This window comes from Prevotella sp. ICM33 (genome assembly GCF_000517825.1).
Lineage (GTDB): Bacteria > Bacteroidota > Bacteroidia > Bacteroidales > Bacteroidaceae > Prevotella > Prevotella melaninogenica.
In genome coordinates, this window is record NZ_JACD01000064.1 from 1 (window position 1) to 22,103 (window position 22,103).

The 22,103-nt window shown below is 43.4% G+C and carries 10 protein-coding genes; 3 read left to right on the top strand and 7 right to left on the bottom strand.

Going from position 1 to position 22,103, the window contains the following annotated elements:
• Positions 1-432: 432 nt before the first annotated feature.
• From HMPREF1505_RS07615 to HMPREF1505_RS07625, 3 genes are all read right to left on the bottom strand, one after another.
• On the bottom strand, positions 433-3,765 hold the full coding sequence (locus tag HMPREF1505_RS07615) for a DEAD/DEAH box helicase family protein (RefSeq protein WP_036924270.1): 3,333 nt from the start codon (positions 3,763-3,765) through the stop codon (positions 433-435).
• Between the two features lie 45 nt (positions 3,766-3,810).
• The gene (locus tag HMPREF1505_RS12945) at positions 3,811-4,968 is read right to left on the bottom strand and encodes a restriction endonuclease subunit S (protein ID WP_081722943.1); all 1,158 of its coding nucleotides are present in this window, start codon (positions 4,966-4,968) and stop codon (positions 3,811-3,813) included.
• A gap of 123 nt (positions 4,969-5,091) precedes the next feature.
• The gene (locus tag HMPREF1505_RS07625) at positions 5,092-6,603 is read right to left on the bottom strand and encodes an N-6 DNA methylase (RefSeq protein WP_036924273.1); all 1,512 of its coding nucleotides are present in this window, start codon (positions 6,601-6,603) and stop codon (positions 5,092-5,094) included.
• Between the two features lie 1,163 nt (positions 6,604-7,766).
• Here HMPREF1505_RS07625 and HMPREF1505_RS13525 point away from each other — a divergent pair.
• Positions 7,767-8,582, top strand: a complete 816-nt coding sequence (locus HMPREF1505_RS13525) for a hypothetical protein (RefSeq protein WP_231480373.1) — start codon at positions 7,767-7,769, stop codon at positions 8,580-8,582.
• Between the two features lie 284 nt (positions 8,583-8,866).
• Here the strand turns inward: HMPREF1505_RS13525 and HMPREF1505_RS07640 are convergent, their stop codons facing one another.
• The 4 genes from HMPREF1505_RS07640 to HMPREF1505_RS07655 form a co-directional block, all read right to left on the bottom strand.
• Positions 8,867-10,072, bottom strand: a complete 1,206-nt coding sequence (locus HMPREF1505_RS07640) for a mechanosensitive ion channel family protein (protein ID WP_197017509.1) — start codon at positions 10,070-10,072, stop codon at positions 8,867-8,869.
• 76 nt (positions 10,073-10,148) lie between these two features.
• On the bottom strand, positions 10,149-11,477 hold the full coding sequence (gene dacB, locus HMPREF1505_RS07645) for a D-alanyl-D-alanine carboxypeptidase/D-alanyl-D-alanine-endopeptidase (RefSeq protein ID WP_036924283.1): 1,329 nt from the start codon (positions 11,475-11,477) through the stop codon (positions 10,149-10,151).
• Positions 11,474-11,881 carry a hypothetical protein gene (locus tag HMPREF1505_RS07650; protein ID WP_036924286.1) on the bottom strand — a complete coding sequence of 136 codons (408 nt, stop codon included), beginning with the start codon at positions 11,879-11,881 and terminating at the stop codon, positions 11,474-11,476. The genes dacB and HMPREF1505_RS07650 overlap by 4 nt, the downstream gene beginning before the upstream one ends.
• Before the next feature lie 148 nt (positions 11,882-12,029).
• A complete protein-coding gene (locus HMPREF1505_RS07655) occupies positions 12,030-12,929 on the bottom strand; it encodes a diaminopimelate dehydrogenase (protein WP_013264716.1) in 900 nt (299 codons plus the stop codon).
• Positions 12,930-13,409: 480 nt separating this feature from the next.
• Here HMPREF1505_RS07655 and ruvA point away from each other — a divergent pair, with 480 nt between their 5' ends.
• Positions 13,410-14,027 (top strand): Holliday junction branch migration protein RuvA, encoded by a 618-nt coding sequence (ruvA, locus tag HMPREF1505_RS07660; RefSeq protein ID WP_036924289.1) that lies wholly within the window; start codon positions 13,410-13,412, stop codon positions 14,025-14,027.
• Between the two features lie 163 nt (positions 14,028-14,190).
• Positions 14,191-21,753, top strand: a complete 7,563-nt coding sequence (sprA, locus tag HMPREF1505_RS07665; RefSeq protein ID WP_036924297.1) for a cell surface protein SprA — start codon at positions 14,191-14,193, stop codon at positions 21,751-21,753.
• The last annotated feature ends 350 nt before the right edge of the window (positions 21,754-22,103 follow it).

A 22,103-nucleotide genomic window follows, 5' to 3' on the forward strand; every position in this document is an offset into this window, starting at 1 on the left:
TAAAGACAATTCCGCAAGGATTTATATGTTATTTAAGTTTTACCGGACAGCAATATTTTTCTTTATTTAATTAGTTTCTATTTTTGATTGGACAAGGGGATTGGGGTGAGGGGTGTTAAATGTTGGGTGATGAGGGATAGTTAATGAGGGTGAGGGGGGGAGTGGTAGGCGATATGTGGTGATTCTGACCATAAATCTTACTATGCAAACAGCTGATAAACATCTACTCTCGAATTATTTTCATGAAAATAAATATTTCTTCTCACGTAAATAAATCTTTTTTTTCACGTAAATAAATATTTTTCTTCATGAAAATAATTCACAATGACAGGATGGAACACTATCGTACGAGGACAGAAACGGACTGACGACCCAGCTCTGCTGACTGACAGAGAAGCATCTTGTCGACCCATGCCGAGAAGGTAGAACCTCCTAACTGATGACCTTATGCAACTCATTCACAAAGTCTTTTAGACCCACAAAATACTCGCCAAAAACCTCTCGCCATCTATTCTTATTCAAAGGATATTCCATGAAGTCGCTTATCAGTAGGTCACCATTCTCGCTGAGATAGTTCAGTATCTCTTTCAGATACTGTTCTTGCTCACCTGTCAGGTTGCCGTCTTTGATAAAGCGGGTATAGAGGGCTAACGCTTTCTGACGGTCGACACCCTGTATGACACGGATAAACGCAGCCACATTATGGTTATATTTCTTTCCATTCGTAGCCTCATCAAACTCCGTACGTGTACCTAATTCTTCCCAGAAGATACGTTGCAACTCGTTGACATCATCCGTCGTCAGCTGCTCAAAGTTCTGTATCTTCTTTAGCACTTCATTGTCCGTATGCTTTGCCAAATAGTCTATCACACGGTCGTGATAGGTAGCCTTCAGCGTGACAGGAGCAGCCACAGCATCCGAACTGATTGCATCTTCGATGTTGATAACAAATCTTCTCTCGTCCCTACTCTCGGCTAACACATGCACCAACTCACGTAGTTCCTTCCTCACTCGTTCAAGACTATTCAGCGTACAATGGTCCCAGAAGACGGCAGTCTGTACCTCCTTAATCGTTTCCATCCGCTCTCTCACGGCAGGGATCGTGGCTTTCTTCTCTAACAGTTGCGCAATCTTAATAACACTCGCACGACTGTTATCAGCCTTCACCGTACTGTCTACCGCCTCTAACTGCAAATAAAGCATCAATACATCGAACTTCTTTGCAGCCTCATTCTCCTTTGGACGGGGCAGCAGATGGCCTATTCCCTTCAGTTCGGCAACGGCTAAATCACTCAGACAAACCCATGCCTCACGGTCACGATAGGGTTCGATAGTCTGCAGATGTGCTCTGACATCTATACGCGACAGACTCAGACTGTCCACCTGTGCATGTAGGATATCCTTCAACTCATCATGCAGTCGACGGTCATCTTCCTTCTCTTGATGTTCTGCCGACTGTAGTGCAGCAGCGATATCAAGCCTCAACGCATAGAGTCGTTCTGTCAACGACTTCACAGCGACAGGGTTTGCGCCATCACTATGTACTGAGAAATACTCGAAGTTATTACACCAATCGAAGATATAGAACTCTTTCTTGTCTGCATCACCAAACACCTTCGGACAAAGACGAGTGCCACGTCCTATCATCTGCATAAACTTAATCTTCGACTTCACACACTTGAAGAAGACGAGGTTAAGCACCGATGGCACATCAACACCTGTGTCAAGCATATCGACACTGACAGCAATCTGCGGGTACTTATCCATCTGTTCGAAGTCAAGTATAAGACTATGCGCCTTATTGACATAGTTATCAATCAGCTGACAGTAGTTGGGGTCTTTCTCTGGATAGAGCGTGCGGAAGCGTTCAACGATGAGTTCTGCATGATGATGATTCATGGCAAAGATGATAGTCTTACCTATCTCCTCCCCACTCTTCACCTTTAGTCCTTTTTCCATCAACTCCATCAATACCTTGTCAACGGTATCTATGTTAAAAAGATACTTGAAAATCTCTTGCGGGAGGATGTCACGATGATATTCATCGTCGGGTCCTAAGCCTGCTAAAGACTTCTCATAGTCCATTAGTCTTTCGGCTTCTTCACGGTCCTCCTTCGACATCTCGTCCCATTTGGCACCACGTTCCATAATCTTAGAGTGATACTGCAGTGTCTTATAAGGACAGAGATAGCCATCCCTGACAGCCTCTTCAATGTCGTAACTGTAGTTAGGCATACCGTTATCTAACTGTAGAAGGTCGTAGGTATTGCGGTCTATCTCGTCACGTGGTGTGGCTGTCAAGCCAATGAGTAGTGAGTCGAAATAGCTGAAGATAGCACCATATCTACCAAAGACACTTCGATGGGCTTCATCGATGATGATAAGGTCGAAGCGACCAACACTAAACGCCTTGTCTTCTCTGTCGAGATAGTTTATCATCGTCTGATAGGTAGAGAAGAGGATGCGTGCCTGCATATCAGGTGCCTTTTCTTCGCTCAATACCGACATAGAAACGCTTGGCAACAAGGCTTCGTATGCACTATGTGCCTGACCGACTAAGGCTGTGCGGTCAGCAAGGAATAGCACTGTCTTCACCCAATCATTACGCATAAGGATGTCGCAGAGCGAGATACTCACACGTGTCTTGCCTGTTCCTGTTGCTAAGACGAGCAGTCCACGGCGATGCTTGGCATTAAACCACTCCACAATACGCTTGATGGCGGTCTGCTGATAAGGGCGGTCCGTGATTTCAGCTTTTATCGTCACATCCTTTATCTCTGCCCTTCCGCGCTTCTGTATCAGCCTTTCGAGGTCGTCCATAGAGTGAAAGGAAATCACGTCACGGTCTGGATAGCCCATTCCGTCAATGACTTTTGTCGTAAATCCATTGGTATAATAGATGACAGGGCGCACGCCATATCGCTTCTCTAAGCAGTCAGCATAAAGCGTTGCTTGGTGTCGTCCTTCTGTTACGGCATGGTTAGTTGCCTTGGCTTCAATGACAGCTAAGGGCTTTCCGCCACGGCTAAAGAGAACATAGTCGGCATAACCTTTCCCCGAAGCAGTGGGCATTCCGTCCACTTCCACCTCTATACAAGCCTTTCCGCCCTGCACCTTTCCCTTCTCCTCTAAGAGGTCCCAGCCTGCTTCCATGAGCATATCATCGATGATATACTTCCTTGTTATTGCCTCACTGGCAAGACTTTCACGAGGTATCACCACTGGTTGTGGGTCGTCAAGTGACTCTTTCTGTACGCTGTTGACCACCTCCATCTCTACCTTTGGTTCTGGACTCGTGATGAAGGCAACTGTTGTAGTCGGTGCAGAGATTGTTGTTGCATCGAAGGGTGGGATATTCTTCACGGCATCCCAACGACCCATAAAACCCGCTACGACATTATAAAGCGCACGAAGACAACGGAAAGCCTTCACACGATTAACAGGTTCGGCACCATCATGGCTGGCTGCATTACCTATCTTCTTTACTAAATAGATGTCGTCCGAGAACCTATAATCGTGGTTGATAAAGGCATCTGTCTCTGGCAGACGTAACATATCGTTGAGTGTCATCCGCTCGTCAACGGTCACGCCTTTTATCTTCAGCATGTTCTTCATCAGCCACTCAAGGGCTTTACGAGCGTTGTTGGCAGACGCATCAGGGTAGATAGGTTGTTGTTCTTCAGCCAACCTGCAATAGTTATGCAAGCTCTTAAAGCTGGGTATTTCGTCTGCTACCAATCGTATGTAATCAAAGTTTTTAGCCATGTCGTCTTTCTTCGTCTTTATGTTTCAAGTATTCTGATTGCTTGCTTAGTCAAACCAGTATTGCATTCGTGCAGCAAGTAGTGTTTCTAAGTCGGTAATTGTCTTTTGAATAGCAGCTTTCTGTTGCTCTATCTGCTCTATCTTTTGCGCAAAAAAGTGCTGGAGGGGGAGAGGGGGAAGAGGTACTAACAATGAATCAACAACACTTTTAGGTAGTGCTTCTCGTGTTGCACCTTTACTCCTTGCCAATGCCAATAAGCGTATTTGATAACTGATATTGGTGAGTACCTTGTTTAAAAAGATAGTAACTAACACATTATCAAGAGGTCGAATAATACAGACATGCTGGTTTACTCTGGCAGGTAATAAATCAGAAGGAACTATACAACACCTTGCAACAGATGCTCCAGTAATATTCAAAAGCACATCATTCTCTAAAAGAGTTACATTTGAGAGTGCGGCAGCTTGTTCGTCATCAATATAAGCAAGGTCTTTTCTCCTAAATTCATTATTATAAACATTAAGGCTACGTATTAAAGATATTCCTTCATCTTTATATGATTCATTACCGCCTCTTGGTGTTGCACCAGAACCTATCTTAGAACATAACTCTCCTAACTTCTTCACTTCCCACCCTTTCTCATTCTCCACAGGGTCCCCAAACATCTCATAGAAGATGCTTTGTGCAAGTGCGTCATAGTCTTTTAGCTGCTCTTTCTTAATCCGTATCAGTTCGTTTAGCTTATCAAGTTCGGAGACAATGGATAGCTGGGTGGGCTTAGGAGGGAATTGTATGATTGTATTGTTAATAACTTTAGAAGAAATTGCTTTAAATGTTGAACCAGTAGAATGACTTTCAAAATAATTATGCTTTGAAAGTAAACAATAATAAAGATATAACAATTCTAATCCCAATCTTGGCTTCAAAGAAGAAAGTCCACGACCAATACAGACTTGACGTTCTGTAATATTTATAATACCTACAGGAGCACGCACACACAAAAGTATTGTTTTCTTCTCAGCTATCCTTATAGGAGAGGTTGTATATATACCAGATTCCATAAGGAACTTATCTCCAAAGTTTGTTTTCCCTTGATGAAACTCAATGCCATTATTTTCATTTATAGAGTTCCCCATAGGCGACTGTCCCATAACAATATCACAGAGTTCACCTAATCTCTTATACTCCCATCCTTCTCTCATACATTGTTCTCCTTCACTCTTTGCTGTATTATACAAGCTTGATTCCGTCCAAAACTCTGCATAGCAATCCCCTTGCCTACCCTCTCGCAACCAAGAGAATATACCATTGTAAAAGTCTGTTGATTATTCATTCACTCCCTCCTCCAACATTTCCATGAGTGCATTATAGCCACTTAGATAAGCTGTCTCATTCGCTTTTAGACGAGAAAGGATGTCACGGACAGGTTCGTAGGTTACTTTCTCACGTTCTACCTCCTTATACTTGTTAATGGAGAGGTCATAATCATTCGCACGAATCTCGGCAACAGGCACCATAAAACTCTGTTCCTTGCGGCTGTGATTAGCTTCGTCAGCAAGATTGTGGAAGCGGTTGACAACATCAGGGATGTCATTCTCAGCTATTGGCGAACGCTTATCGTCGAGCGAAAAGCCGTCAGCCTGCATATCATAGAACCACACCTTATCCGTTCCGCCACTGTTGGTCTTCGTGAAAACAAGTACTGCCGTGCTAACTCCAGCGTAGGGTTTGAAGACACCGCTCGGCATAGAGACGACAGCCACCAACTGCTGATTGTCGACAAGTTCCTTACGCATTGCGATGTGTGCCTTAGACGTTCCGAAGAGAACACCGTCTGGAACGATGCTTGCACAACGTCCACCCACCTCTAACGAACGTACGAACTGGGCAAGAAAGAGTAGCTCTGTCTTCTTCGTGTCAGCGTAGGCAAGAATCTTCTTGTTTACATTTCCCTTGTCAAGACTGCCCGCAAAGGGTGGATTAGCAAGGATGAGTGTGTAACAAGACTCGTCATTGTTCTGCTCGGAAAGCGAGTCGCGACGTGCCAATTCAGGTGCTGTGATGTCATGCAAGAGGAGGTTCATTGCTCCGATACGCAGCATCGTAGGGTCGGTATCGTAGCCATTGACAAGCGAAGACTTGATATGCTTCACCGATTCTGCCGTATAGAGTGCCCGCTCGTGATGCTCCTTGATATACTTCACTGCCTCCACCAAGAAGCCCGCACTACCCATTGCAGGGTCGCAGATAAAGTCGTTAGGCGTCGGCTGCATCATGTCTACAATCATACGAATGATGTGGCGAGGTGTGCGAAACTGTCCGTTCGTTCCCGAAGCAGCCATCTTACCAAGGATATACTCATAGACATCGCCCATCGCATCACGGTTGTTCATGTCGAGTGCATCGACCCCATCGACCACCTTCGTCAGTATACGAGCATCAGAGATAAGGAAGGTAGCCGACTGCATATACCTACTGTAAGCACTCTCCTCACCTGTTCCGATGGTTTTGATAAACTCAAAGACATTCTGACGAACCATCTGGAACATATTTTCAGGACCCGTATGGCGGAACACCGACCAGCGCATACTCACGTAGGGCACGTTCTGTTTGGTAACAGGATTAAACCAGTTCTGTCCAACAAGGAAGGTAGGATTCTTTACTTCGGTATCAAAGTCGCGTGCCATATCTTCCTCTTGTAGCTGCTTGTCGTCAAGCATCTTCATAAAGAAGATATAGGTCATTTGCTCTAAAACAGTAATAGGATTGGTGATACCAGAGACGTGGAAGGTGTCCCATATCTGGTCAATCTTGGTTTTTATCTCGCCAGTTATCATCGTTATCAGTTTACGGATTATAGATTGTGCTTGCCCTCTACCAAGCAAGACGACTACAAATGTACAAATTATTTTCCAATTCTTTCACTTGGAAACTTTGAATTTTGAACTTTAGTCTTTGCCAAAAGAAAGCAGAGATATGGATTGGTTGACATAAAAGAAAAAACAAAAGAGTATGTAGCCTTTGGATAGAAAGGACTTATCACACAAATTGTTGTTCTTCCGAAATATGAAATGACAAACTAAAAAGCTTACATAATAAGGCACACAGAGTTACGGAGAGGACGGAGGTAAAGGCAATAACACGGAGGTGCCGATGGCACATAGAGCGACGGAGGCGTAGCGTACAGATTCCTGATAACTCTGTTGGGGTAAACGCTTTATGTATAAAGTGCTAATGGAATTGGCAAACTATCTCCATTACTCCACACACCGACGGTGCCTCCGTAACTTCCATTACGTTGTTTTAATAATCCTCCGTACTCTCCTTTTCTCCGTGTGACATCTCGTCAGAGACCTAAGCTTAGGCGAATCATTATCATCCCAAATATCTGAAACCCTAAATTGTATCTCCATTTCTTTGTATTTCTGTAAGAAAACATTATATTTGCAAAGAACTAAAAATAGAACTCTATGCCTACAATCGCACTACTAACACTTAACGGACATAGCTATGATGTTAAGCTACTCAACCAATGTTTCGGACTGCTCATTAGGTGACTTACACCCCAAAATATAAAATAACAATAATGAAAAGCATCCTACTAAAAATCCTGTCAATAATAAGTCCAGTTATTATCCTTGCAGCTTTGGGCATTATACAGGGAGTATGGTTTGATGTAGAGGAGTCTATTGAAAGAGGAGATACAGAAATCTATCATCCATCTTTCATTCAATATTTATTGTATTATTTGGTAAGTATAGTCTTGTTTGTGCTTTCTTGGCTGCTGCTAAAACATGAATATAAAAATACATCATCTGCTTTCTTGCGAATAGTATATGCAACTATTTTAGTATTAGATATTGGCATTATACTGATATGTTTCCTTGCTCTTTAAATCCGATTATCTTATTGTTCGGACAAACGAGGCGACAGCTTCACCATTGTTTTTAATAATACAGTTTACTTAAACGATAAAGATGAACAATTATTTATTACAGCAATGAAAAAATTCGGTTTCAATAAACAAATAACAGGTAGAAATAAAAAGGTATTTAGTGATGCAATCCAAGAAAGAAAAGGAACATTGCATAATTCTCATTTGCATTCTGGTTTTAATGAGGCTGTTGTAAAGATTGTCACTCTGTCTATTTTAATACTTTTATTAATTTCTTGTAAGCAGAAAGTTCTGTCTCAACCTTGTCAGAATTTAATCGTTAAATCTTCTAATAATGTATTTTTACTTGGTGATAGTATTGTCGCTAATAGTGCTTTTTCCAATCAAGTAAACACCTCTTGTGCAACGGGAAAGGAAGGGTGTATACTTGAAAAACTGACAACAGATTACTACAGTTCACTTTCCAAAGAATCGGGTTCGGTTTTGAAATTAGATAAGACACATCAGCTATCACTCAAAATTTATAAGAAAAAGAGTAGTACGGAAGAACATATAAGAGCCTATGCCCTGCTTTCTGTAAACAACTTGGTTTCTGATTCAATTCTGTGCTATGAATATTACAATAATGCCAATACACTTTCTTGTTATGAACAGATATATTACATCAATATTAACCAACGCAAGATATGGACTGTTATGCTGACTTATGACGAAGAAAGTGCAGAAGCTAACAATGTAAATATATACAAAATAGATTTAAACACCAACCGCTTTAGAAAAGAAGTCAGCAATAATGAAAAGGAATATAAGTCTGCAAACGATAAAGAAACTGCTTTTATTAAGGAATTATATCCTATGACTCATCACCTGTTCCTTTCCCCCAAAGACAAATCAGAGGACAAACGACGGTTTGTCAGTTAGGCTAACAAGACGGTAGATTTACTATTGTTTTAATGATACGGAATTGTCTTATCAAGCTACAATTGTTAGATAACTTCTGCCCTCAGCATAACAAGGTAGCTACAAACACATAAATTATGACCCAACTCCTCTGCTTGTATTCAAACTTCTTTGGGGATTAGCCAAGCAACTTAAAGAATAAAACTAAGCCTTCGCACGATATGTGCGGAGCCTCCGCACATGTCGTGTTGATGCTCCGCACATATTGTATTGAGGGTTTAAATGAAACTCCTCTACCAACTCTTTTACTGCACAGGGGCTTGTGCATAGACCTTCAAGCCGAACTCGTTGGCATAGGCGTAGACATGTTCGAGGATGTCAGCCATGGCATGCTCGTAAGGAATCCAGTCTTTCTGACGTAGGAAGAAGTAAAGTTCCATAGGGATACCCGCCTGTGTTGCCTCCAATTGACGTACGAGGAGAGGCATCTTCGCATTGACATCCTCACGCTTGGCAAGGTAATGCTCCATGTAACGACGGAAGAGAGCAGTCGTCACAACCTCACCCTTTAGGTCGTCCGCCTTAGCAAGTCCCTTATCAATTAGCTGTTGTTTGAGTCCATCGTCAGCAATACGAATGCTGCGAACATCAAAATAAATCATCTTCTTGACCCTTTGTCCCTCTACATCTTCCAATCCTTTCCAGTTTTGGAACATTCCACTAACTAATGTAAGAGGCGGTACAGTGGTAATCGTATTATCTGATTGACGAATCTTTACAGTTGTGAGTGTGATATCAATGACCGTTCCATCCACGAAGCCGCCAGGTAGAGTAATATGGTCACCAATATGTATCATCTCGTTACTCGTCAGTCGGACACCAGCAACAAGACCATCAATCGTGTCCTTAAAGACTAACATAAGAATGGCAGAGGTTGCTCCTAAGCCAGCCAACAACGTCATCGGACTACGATTAATAAGGATTCCAACCACCACAATCACAGCAATAAAGATAGCAAGAATCTTCAATACGCCACAGAAAGACTTAAGATAAAGGCTCGTCGAATCACCGGGTTTCGTGTTGAGATAGCGCAGGCGGTCGATGAGTTTCGTCACAAGTCGCGTCGTTGCTATGGTAAGATAGACTGCAGTTATTCGTGTCAAAGCCACCTGTACGACATGGTACTGATAGAAGACAAGCGGCATCAACTGCCATATCACCAAGGCAGGGACAATGTGGCAGGCTGTGCGCAGCACTTGATGGTCAAGGACTACATCGTCCCATCGAGCTTGCGTACGCTTTACCAGACGAAGAACAAGGGGAACGAATAAGTATTTACAGATTCGTTCGGCAATGAAAGCCAACAAGATTGCTACTAATGTCAATAAGACATGACGCAATACAGGAACGGTATGACCATGTACACCGACTGACTCAATGATATTCTCGACGAAGATTCTTATCTCTTCAAGGACATCTTCAAGGAGATTATGGGGAAGTTTTGGTATCATAATTCCTTTTCTTTTTAAAGGGTTATTGGGCTTATTAGGCTAATTGGGCTAATAAGGCTAATTGGGCTAATAAGCCTTATTGGCACAATGCAACACAAATCTTGTTTTGGAAATTGCGCATTGGTCCATTGCTGAGTCCACCATTATTAATAATAGAGAAACAGAGCAGATGACCATTGGAAGCAGTGAGATAACCCGCAAGTGAACTGACACCCTTCACCGTACCAGTCTTTGCACGTACGTTGCCAGCTGCTGCCGTACCACGCATACGCCTCTTCAAAGTTCCGTCTACGCCAGCTATCGGCTGTGCTTCAAGATAGGCACCATAGATATCTGAACGCTGATAAGCATAGCGCAAGAGTTTTGTTTCAAGTTCGGTACTTACATAGTTATACAGAGACAAGCCAGAACCATCAGCAACATTATAATCACGAGGATTCAGTCCGATACGGCTGAAGAGTGCGTTCTCATACTGACGTGCGGTCTTTGCACCTGCCCATCGTGTGCCACCATTAGCAGCCAACTGATAGAACATAGATTCAGCATAGAGGTTGTCGCTCACCTTCATCATACGATGGAGAACCTGACGAATAGAATGTGTACGTGTCGTTAGCAACTGTGCATCAGTTGGTAGCTGACGTTCGCCAGTAGAACCATTCAGCGTCACACCCATATCTTCTAACTTACGGAAGAAACGATAGGTGAATTCGTCCTTACCATCAACGAGCAAAGGAGAGAGCGTAGGATTCTTATCATCCCAACACCAACCCTCGCCCAAACGGTCACGATCCTTAAAAGAGAGGTCGGCATAGACACTGCCTTCTATCGTCTTGATACCTAAGTCACGTACGGCACGTGCCATCTCTGTCAAATCCAAAGAAGAGAGCATTGGGTCCATACCACCAACACAATAGAGGTCGCCACGCAATACTTGCGTAGAGTCGTCAATCACACCCGTATAGTAAAGGTTTGTCTTAAAGTCATAATCAGCCCCAAGTTTATCCAATGTTGCAATAGCAGTAACACACTTCATCGTAGAAGCAGGGCGCATGTGAAGACGTTCACGGAACTGATAGACAGGTACATCATCCGTCAAATCCCATACCATCACACTTGTTTGTACGGTCTCTAAAAGCGGACTTCGGAGTATACCATCCAATCGGGCAGTGATATTCTCCTTCCAACTAAGATGGCTATCCGTGGTAAAAGCAGGGATGATACTATCGGTATCTTCCTCTTCCTCGCTAACATCATTAGCTGTAGCAATCACCTTAGGTTGAACAGCTGTAACTGTTTTCGGATGAAGTATATTCGCAACCTCCGTACTATCTAAATATACCTGCGCTTGTACAGGCAGACTCAATACGACACCGAAGATTAGTGCCGATAAGTATTTTAATTTCATACTTCGTTATCTTTCTTTTCTATTCGTTTTTTCAGTGCTGATAAAAAGTTATCAACATTATCAGGCTGTACACTGACAACACTGCCATTCATCATCTCTAACAATGCATAATAACCGAGACGAAAGGCAAACGGCCGTTTCTCAATAGTCTTCACATCACTGAGCAAAACACGCTTTGTCAGTCCAACTCTTCCTGTCTTCACCAACAGAACACCATCATCGGTCAATACATATTTAGTATGGATGGCACGATCAACGGCTCTTATCGTCACAACGATAAGCAGGAAGCCTAATACAACCATCAGACTATTCGTACGATGCCAAAGACAGAAGAAGGCTGCAAGGGCAAAAACCACGATGGCTCCCATGTCATTTATCGTCACTTTATGTTGGAAAGTTCTCATATTAATTGCAAAAGTACAAAAAAAAGCCTTTGTACGTCAATATATTACATAAAAAGATAATGGCAACCAACAAGTGGTTGCCATTATTAAGGGGGGTATTGGGCTTATTAGCCTAATTGGGCTAATAAGGCTAATAAGACTAATAGCCTTAAACCAAAGTTGCAATAATATCCTCGCGGTTACCTGGGAGCATATCAATGACTGGAATCTCAGGCATTGTATAGCAACCCGGAGCAAGGCGCATACTTGCACGTGCCACGTTAACAAGTACCTGTGCTGTGAGCGCAGGGTTATTGATAGACATATCGAAAGAGAAGTGCTGGTTGTGGGTCTTACCACTCACACCCTTACGAGTCATGTGAACGCCATGACCAACATCGTTTAAAGCAGCAACGCTTGGTACTGCAAATACGTGTAACTCGTCGTGTGCAAAGTAGTCATCAGCCTTAAGTTCTTTTGTTACATCCTCAAGGTTGGCACCCTCTTCTAACTCAACATAAACCATACGGCGATGAATTCCCTCACCGAGAGGAATAGTCATTGACAAAGCTTCCTTAACGCCCTTCTTGCTACGAGCCACTACAGAGTGACCCATTGAACGACCTGGACCAAAGTTAGTATAAGAAAGACCTTCTGGTGCGAGGCTCTCTAACAAGATACGAACAACTGAATCAGATCCTGGATCCCAACCAGCAGCAATAACACTAACGGTATTGGTGCGCTTATTGTTCTCCATTTGCTTAGTACGATAGTCAAGGATTGAACCGTGAATATCAAAAGAATCTACAGTATTGATACCCAATGCAGAAATCTTCTCAGCATATTCTGGACAGCTACGAGTTGGTGCTGCGAGGATAGCCACATCAACATCTTTCAACTTTGTTATATCATCAACAACCTCGTATGGGGTCAGTTCCAATGGTTTATCCTTGTCACCCTGACGGCGAACGATACCTGCAATCTCAAAATCCTTTGCTGCTTCAAGTGCCTGAACACTGTAAACACCAATGTTACCATAGCCTACGACGGCTGCTCTAATCTTTTTCATATTCTTTACCTTTAACAGTTTAGTTCTCGTTATCTCCTGCAAAAGTAACGTTTTATTTAAAGAAAGTATAACACAAAAAGGGTTTTAACATAATTATGTAGAAGCCTCACCCCCGACCCCTCTCCGAAAGGAGAGGGGAGTAAACACTAAGATACCCCTTGTAATCAGCCTACAAGTGGCAAAAATACGAGTTATCAGCTTTGTTACCTGCTATTTACGTATTTAACACTTTCTTATCTTTTATATTCATACAATTCAACTCATTCTTAGACTATTACACAACATATTAAGCAACTTGAATAACGCCTCTCGCAAGCAATCGGCAAGCATATAGTACATTTTACTCCCCTCTCCTTTCGGAGAGGGGTCGGGGGTGAGGCTGCTTTTTATACATCATACGCAATAAACTTTTATTTGTTACGTTATTAATTCTGTATATACAAAACCCCTTACCACGGTAAGGATTATTTTTATTAGATTATGATTGAATACATCAGGGGCGAATTGGCTGACCTGACACCTGCTTTGGCTGTTGTCGAGGCACATGGTGTGGGTTATGCACTGAACATTTCGCTCAATACTTATAGTGCCATACAGGGTAAGACAGCTGTGAAACTCTATGTGCACGAGGCTATTATGACAGGTGGACGCGACGATAACTATACGCTCTATGGCTTTGCCAATAAGCAGGAACGTTCGCTCTATCGACTATTGATTACCGTTTCGGGGGTCGGTGCTAATACCGCTCGTATGATTCTCTCATCACTAACACCTGCAGAACTTTGCAATGTCATTGCCAATGGTGACGAGAAGATGTTGAAGACGGTGAAGGGAATCGGACTCCGTACAGCACAACGTATCATCGTTGACTTGAAGGACAAGATTATGCAGAGCGGTATTGCAGACGAGTTACATGTAAGCAGTCAGCCTAATACACCAGCTGTCAACGCTGCTATCAAGGACGAAGCCGCCAGTGCATTGACGATGTTAGGCTTCTCTCCTGCCCCATCTGCAAAGGTTGTTGTAAGCATCCTCGCTGAACAGCCAGACCTACCAGTGGAGCAGGTTGTTAAGTTGGCGTTGAAGATGATTAAGTAAAACCTCACCCCCGACCCCTCTCCAAAAGAGAGGGGAGAGTGATTACCGCCTACAACTGCATCTTGCTGTATGTTAAGGCTTACCATTGGTTAGAACTATCCACCTACTCCAACATATCCCCTCCTTTGGAGGGGCTTGGGGAGGTATAGAACCACTTATCTTCTTGAAAAGAAAGTATTACATATCCATCCTTATTATCACACTTCTCGGCAGTATCGGACTGTTGAGTTGGGGACGCTCGGCACTTGGTTTTGCACCAATTGCGAAACTGGTTTATAGGGTGGCACCACCAGATACGGTTAAGAAAGCGAAGCCTATTGAAGTGGAGATCGATGAGGAGACTATTCCTGACTCTTTGCTACACCCTCGTTGGAAGGTGCAGCGCACAACCCCGATTACATACGACGACCTCAAGGAGAACTCTACCGACCTTATCCGACCAGAGAATATGCGACAGACTGTGGAGTATAATGATTCGCTCGACCGCTATATCATTGGTTATAAGATTGGTAAGACCTACGTGATGGCTCCAATCATGATGACGCCTGAGGAGTATCGGAAGTGGACGGAGAAGCGTAGCTTTACTGATTACTACCGTTCAAAGAACCAAGAGATACTTAGGGAGAAGGGTAAGGATAAGTTCGACTTTACTGATATGCACTTCTCATTGGGTCCTGCTGAAAAGATATTCGGTCCTGGTGGTGTACGTATCAAGACACAGGGTTCGGCTGAGTTGAAGTTCGGTGCGAACATCAAGAACATTGATAACCCATCACTGCCTATCCGTAATCGTAAGACAACGGCAATGGACTTTGATGAGAAAATCAATGTCAACGTGAATGGTAAGGTGGGTGACAAGGTGAACATGAACCTTAACTACAACACTGATGCTACCTTCGACTTTGATACACAGAACTTCAAACTAAGATATGAGGGAAAGGAAGACGAGATTATCAAACTCGTTGAGGGTGGTAATGTTACCTTCCCTTCAAACAACTCTCTCGTACAAGGAGCATCTGCCCTCTTCGGTATTCGTACCGATATGCAGTTTGGTAAACTGAAGTTACAGACCGTATTATCACAAAAGAAGAGTTCTAATAAGAGCGTTAGTTCACGTGGTGGCAAACAGTTCACACCGTTTGAGATTGATGCTGCTGACTATGAAGAGAATCACCACTTCTTCCTTTCACAATATTTCCGCGACAACTATGACGCGGCTATGAAGTCATTGCCTAACCTCAAGACGGGTGTAACAATTAATCGTGTGGAGGTGTGGGTGACGAATAAGACTGGAACAACCAGTAACACGCGAAACATTGTTGCACTTACCGACCTTGGTGAGAATAAGAAGATTAGCCGTACCGACCTGTGGGGGACTGGTAACGGACCCGTACCAACAAACAATGCCAATACAGAATACACCACTATTACACAGACCTACCCTGCTGCTCGTAATATAGACCAAGTGACGGGTATTCTTGATGGTGCAGGTCTTGTGGGTGGTAACGACTACGAAAAGTTGGCAAATGCCCGACTGCTCAATAGTTCTGAATACACGATTAACAATGCCTTAGGTTATATCTCACTGAAAAGCGGTCTACAAACCGACCAAGTATTGGCGATTGCCTACGAATATACCTATGGTGGCGTTACCTATCAGGTGGGTGAGTTTGCCAGCGACCGTACCAATATCAATGAGGCTCTCTTCGTCAAGTCATTGAAGAACACCAGCAATAATCCTAAGCAAGGAAACTGGGACTTGATGATGAAAAACGTGTATTATCTCGCTTCTAACATTGAGCGCGATAAGTTCCGCCTTGACGTGAAGTATCAGAGTGATACGACAGGTGTCTATCTGTCATACATTCCAGAACCGCAAGTAAAGAACCAAACGCTCATCAAACTTCTCAATGCTGACCGATTGGATAACAATAACAATCCACATTCCAATGGTTATTTTGATTACGTTGAAGGCTATACCATCAGCAACGGACGTGTATTCTTCCCTATGGCTGAACCTTTCGGTAATGGACTTCGCAAAGCATTGACAGATAAGGGTGTTACTACAGCTATTGCGAATAAATACGTTTTCGAACAACTCTATGACTCTACGAAGACTATTGCTAAGCAGATTGCCGAGAAAGATAAGTTCATACTCGTTGGCCAGTATCGTGGTTCAGCAGCAAATGTTATCTCCCTTGGAGCCTATAACGTTCCACAGGGTTCGGTAATAGTAACTGCGGGCGGTGTGACCTTGAATGAGGGTTCTGACTATAGCGTTGATTACAGTGCTGGTGAGGTGACAATCCTTAATCAGAGTATTATCGATGCAGGTACGGCTGTCAATGTATCGCTGGAAAGCCAGAGTGCTTATCAACAGGAGCGTAAGACGATGATTGGTGTAAACTGGGAGTACGACTTCTCAAAGGACTTCCAGATTGGTGGTACCTTCATGCACCTCTCTGAACAACCGTTGACAACAAAGGTGAATATGGGTTCTGAACCACTCAACAACACCATTTGGGGACTGAATATCAACTGGAAGAAAGAGAGTCAGTGGCTTACGAATATGCTCAATAAGATTCCATTCCTACACGTAACACAGCCTTCTTACATTACTTTCTCTGCTGAGTTCGCACAGTTGTTAGCAGGCCAGAGCAAGGGAATACAGGACAATGCTTCTTATCTCGATGACTTTGAGGGAGCAAAGACAACTATCGACGTAAGTCAGCCTACCTCTTGGATTATCTCCAGTGTACCATCAGACTTCCCTGAGTATTCAGATAAAACAACCCTTCGTAGTGGCTTCAACCGAAGCTTATTGGCATGGTATACTATCGACCCACTCTTCACTCGTCGTAGTAGTTCGCTGACTCCAGGACACATCAAGAGCGACCTCGAACAGCTCTCTAATCACTATGTACGTGAGATTCCAGTTACCGAATTGTTCCCAATTCGGGACCGAAACTACAGTGGTTCTACCTCTACATTGAATATTCTGAACCTCGCTTACTATCCTTCTGAGCGTGGACCGTATAACTTCAATCCGAATATTGACGTTAACGGACACCTCACGAATCCTACTGGAACATGGGGAGGTATGATGCGTAAGTTGGATACTAACGACTTCCAAACTGCTAACATCGAATATATAGAGTTCTGGATGCTCGACCCATTCATCTACTCCAACCGACTACCAAATGCAAACCAGTATGGTGGTGACTTCTATATCAACCTTGGAGAGGTGTCTGAAGACGTACTGAAAGATGGTAAGAAGTTCTACGAGAGTGGTATGCCTGTAGATGGTAGTCACTCATGGACAACCACGCAATGGGGTAAAATACCAACACAAAGTACGATTACTTACGCCTTCGCAACCTCAAAGGGTAGTCGTGCGAAACAAGATGTCGGCTTTAATGGATTGAATGATGAGGAAGAACAGCAGTTTGCTTCTTATCAGAACTTCCTTACAGCAGCTCGTGCTAATACCAATCAGGCTGTCTTCGACTCGATATGGGCAGACCCTGCCAATGATGACTACCACTATTTCCGTGGCTCTGACTGGGATGCAAAGCAGGCTTCTATCCTTGAACGATATAAGCGTATCAACAACCCACAGGGTAACTCACCAGACAATGATAACAATAACGAGCATTATGACACCTCATACAAGACAACTCCAGATGTTGAGGATATCAATCAAGACTATACATTGAACGAATACGAGAAATACTACCAGTATCATATTAGTATTCGTCCACAAGACCTTGTCGTAGGTCAGAACTTCATTGTTGACAAGCGTGTAGCCTCAGCCTCACTGCGTAAGGGTGGTTCTGAACCTGTCACATGGTATCAGTTCCGTATTCCTTTAGAGGAGTTCCAGAAGCGTGTGGGTAATATCAGTGACTTTACCAGCATCCGCTTTATGCGTATGTTCCTCACTGGTTTTGCAAAGCCTATCGTACTCCGCTTTGGCACCTTCGACCTTGTAAGTGGTAAGTGGCGTCAGTATCAACAGAACCTTACCAACTCTGCAAGTAATTCGGGTACAATGTCAGTGAGTGCTGTGAGCCTTGAAGAAAACAATGATAAGACTCCTGTAAACTATGTAATACCTCCTGGCATTGAACGTGGAAAGGACCCTAACCAGCCACAGTTGGTCGAGGAGAATGAGCAGGCACTCTCTATGGTTGTAAACAATCTTGGAACAGGCGAGTCAAAGGCTGTCTATAAGAATACAACCCTTGACCTTCGTCAGTACAAGCGTCTGCAGATGTTCGTACATGCAAACGCCTTTGAACAGAATACAACCAATCTTACGGATAACCAGTTGGCTGTGTTCATCCGTTTGGGTTCTGACTATAAGAACAACTACTACGAGTATGAAATTCCTTTGAAGCTGTCAGCTCCAGGCCATTATGACATGTACACTGGTCAGGATAGACGTATTGTATGGCCAGAGGAGAACATGCTCGACATACCATTGAAGCTCCTCACCTCCGTGAAGAAGCAACGTAATCAGGCACGTGGTTCAGGAACAGCAAGCTATAACCGTGCTTTCTCTGTATACGACACCGATCATCCTGCTAACAAAGTAACGGTGATGGGTAACCCAACCCTTGGTGAAGTAAAGACGATGATTATTGGTGTTCGCAACCTTTCCAGCAGTCAGAAGAGTGGAGAGGTATGGGTGAATGAGCTACGTCTACGAGAGTTTAACAACGAAGGTGGATGGGCAGCAAGAGGTCAGCTCAACCTACAGCTGTCTGACTTCGGTACTGTGGATGTTAATGCCAGCCATAGCACTGATGGCTTTGGTGGTTTGGAGCAGGGTGTTAACGAGCGACAGCAGGAGTCTAAGACGGATGTTTCTGTTACCACAAGCCTTGAGTTAGGAAAATTCTTCCCTGACAAGGCTAAAGTCTCAGCACCATTATATTACAGTATCACCAAGAGCGAGAGTCGTCCTAAATACAACCCTCTCGACACGGATATGGAATTGAAGGATGCTCTTGATGGTACTGCAAATCGTCAAGAGCGTGACTCCATCGAGTCTATTGCCGTTACGAAACGACTGACAACGAACTTCTCTTTGTCTAATGTACGTGTTGGTATTCAGACAAAGAACCACCCTATGCCATACGACCCAGCCAACTTCTCATTCTCTTATAGCCATTCTCATTCTCATACATCAGGTGAGACAACGGTCTATGAGAATGAAGACAACTGGCGTGGTGCATTGAACTATAACTGGACACCAGTATATAAGTCTTGGGAACCTTTCAAGCGTCTTATCAAGAGTAGGTCGAAATGGTTTGAAATTCTCAAACGCTTCGGACTAAACTGGCTCCCACAGAACGTAACCTTCAACACTGAAATGGTGCGCAACTACTACGAGTTGCAGGAGCGCGATATGGAATCAACTGAGAACAGTCTGTTGCCTCTTACCTTCAGCGAGCAGTTCCTTTGGAACCGTGACTTTGCTCTACGTTGGGACTTGACACGCAATCTCCATATGAACTTCCAGAGTGCGACACATGCTGAGATTGAAGAACCTTACACACCTATCAATAAAGACCTCTATGCCGATCGTTATCAGGCATGGAAAGACTCAGTATGGACAAGTATTAAACACTTCGGTACTCCACTCGATTACCAACAGAACTTCACACTTTCTTATCAGCTTCCACTCAATCTGCTACCTATCTTTGATTGGGTAAATGTTGATGCGAATTATACTGCATCTTACACTTGGGTACGTGGAACGAGTCTTGATAATGGTACTTCGCTCGGTAATACCATCACAAGTAACCGTGCTTTGAACATCAATAGTAGTTTCAACTTTGAACGACTCTATAATCATATTCCTTTCTTAAAGAAGACTAACGAACGCTTCAACCGCACCCGCCCTACTCGTCCTAAGCTGACAGCAGAACAGAAGAAAGCTGAGAGGGAAAAGAAAGAAAAAGAAAAAAAGGAGAAAGGTCAAGATGATGACAAGAAGAAAGCACTGCCAAAGAACCAGAAGAGCTTTGAAAAAGAAATCGTTATCAATGCCGATTCTGCTATCCTCGTTTCACATGGTAAGAATACAAAACGCCTTATCGTCTCTGCTAAAGACGAAAGAGGAAAGGCTATCAAGATTAAATATCGTAAGGTAGGTGATACGCAGTTGAAAGTCTTTAATCGTACAGACTCTGCTATCCGCATGAAACTTACTGTAACGCCCAAGGAGCCACTCGATAATAAGGGATGGTATAAGACCGCACAATGTGTGGCACGTGCACTGATGATGGTACGTTCGGCAAGTATTTCTTATCGTGACCAATATGCAATGGCACTGCCTGGCTTTATGCCAACAGTAGGTGATGCCTTTGGACAGACACGTGGAACAGGTGCTTTATCGCCCGGTCTTGACTTCGCTTTCGGTCTTATTGATGATGATTACATTGGTAAGGCACGTGACAACCATTGGTTGCTTATGAACGACAGTGTGGCTACACCTGCTGTAACGAACCGCACAGAAGACTTGCAGATTCGTATGACACTTGAACCATTCAAGGACTTTAAGATTGACCTTACTGCCAGTCGTATGCAGACTACCTCACGAAGCATCCAATATATGTACACGGGTACGCCTACAACACAGAGCGGTTCACTTACCATGACAACCCTATCATTAGGTACTGCATTCGAAAGTCAGGGCAATGCCAACAACGGCTATCATAGTCCAACGTTTAATCGTTTCGTGCAGTCACTCGACAGTTATCGCGACCGTGTTGAGGCACAATATAACAATGCGACCTACCCTGCTTCATTTGGTGGTGGACACTTCACTCCTGCAGTAGGTTCTGTTAATAAATATAGTGCAGATGTTATGGTTCCTGCTTTCCTCAATGCGTACACCAGCATGAGTGGAAACGGACTCAACATCTTCCCTTCTCTGCGCAGTTTATTGCCTAACTGGTCTATCCGTTACAGCGGTCTTTCACGCTTGCCATTCTTTGAACAGTTCTTCAAGAGTGTTAACATCAATCATGCTTACCGCAGTATCTTTGCTATCGGTTCTTATCAGAGCTATAGCACATGGCAGGAATACATGAACGGACTCGGTTTCATTACTGATGCAACTACGGGTAATCCTATCCCAAGTTCGATGTATAACATCTCGCAGGTGAGTATCAACGAGGCTTTCTCGCCTCTGTTAGGTGTTGATGTAACTCTTCAGAACAACCTCACTGCACGCTTGGAGTATCGCCAGACACGTGTATTATCACTCTCGATGACCAGTGTACAGTTGAATGAAGCCTCATCAAAAGACTGGGTTATCGGTATTGGTTATAGAATCAACGACTTCAATCTTTTCAACAATGGTACACGACGTGTGGCAAAGGGTAAGAAGAAAAAGACATCAGACTCCTCACAGCAAGACAACAGTTCTTCTCGTCAGAACAACGGATTGAACCGTGACCTCAACCTACGTCTTGACATGAGCTATCGTCAGCAAGCCTCACTTACTCGTGACATTGCTTCGCTCACCTCAGCAGCTTCAAGTGGTAATACTGCTTTCAAGTTCTCTTTCTTGAGCGACTACACCTTGAGCCGTTTGGTTACTGCCAGCCTCTACTACGACTTACAGATCAATACCCCACTCCTCTCATCAGGCAGTTACCCTACAACCACCCACGACTTTGGTGTGAGCCTAAGACTTAGTCTGACAAGGTAAACTAAGAGATTACAATTTTGCAATCACGATTGCAAAATATAACTTGAATATATATCAGCACTACCAAACGCAACTTTAATGCAAGCCTAAAGTTTAGCCTGACAAGGTAAGACAACATTCTGAAAGGAAAGTTTCTTGAAGCAGCATCAAAGGAAATGTGGAGCGTCCGAACACTTGACAGACACAAACCTTACTATTACAAAAATAATAAAGAAACCTCTTCTCCACTCTCTCTAAAAGGAAAGAATGGAGAAGAGATTTGTCTAAAATGTAATAACTTTTCCACTCCTCGTTTTGGCTCAGTAGAAAAAAGGTGGGGAAATTTTCTTAATTAATATATTTTTCTTTCC

Coding starts and splice junctions, on each gene's coding strand:
- HMPREF1505_RS07640 (WP_197017509.1), bottom strand. CDS start 10,072: ATGATACCAAAACTTCCCCATAATCTCCTTGAAGATGTCCTTGAAGAG.
- HMPREF1505_RS13525 (WP_231480373.1), top strand. CDS start 7,767: ATGAAAAAATTCGGTTTCAATAAACAAATAACAGGTAGAAATAAAAAG.
- HMPREF1505_RS12945 (WP_081722943.1), bottom strand. CDS start 4,968: ATGAGAGAAGGATGGGAGTATAAGAGATTAGGTGAACTCTGTGATATT.
- HMPREF1505_RS07655 (WP_013264716.1), bottom strand. CDS start 12,929: ATGAAAAAGATTAGAGCAGCCGTCGTAGGCTATGGTAACATTGGTGTT.
- dacB (WP_036924283.1), bottom strand. CDS start 11,477: ATGAAATTAAAATACTTATCGGCACTAATCTTCGGTGTCGTATTGAGT.
- HMPREF1505_RS07650 (WP_036924286.1), bottom strand. CDS start 11,881: ATGAGAACTTTCCAACATAAAGTGACGATAAATGACATGGGAGCCATC.
- HMPREF1505_RS07625 (WP_036924273.1), bottom strand. CDS start 6,603: ATGATAACTGGCGAGATAAAAACCAAGATTGACCAGATATGGGACACC.
- HMPREF1505_RS07615 (WP_036924270.1), bottom strand. CDS start 3,765: ATGGCTAAAAACTTTGATTACATACGATTGGTAGCAGACGAAATACCC.
- ruvA (WP_036924289.1), top strand. CDS start 13,410: ATGATTGAATACATCAGGGGCGAATTGGCTGACCTGACACCTGCTTTG.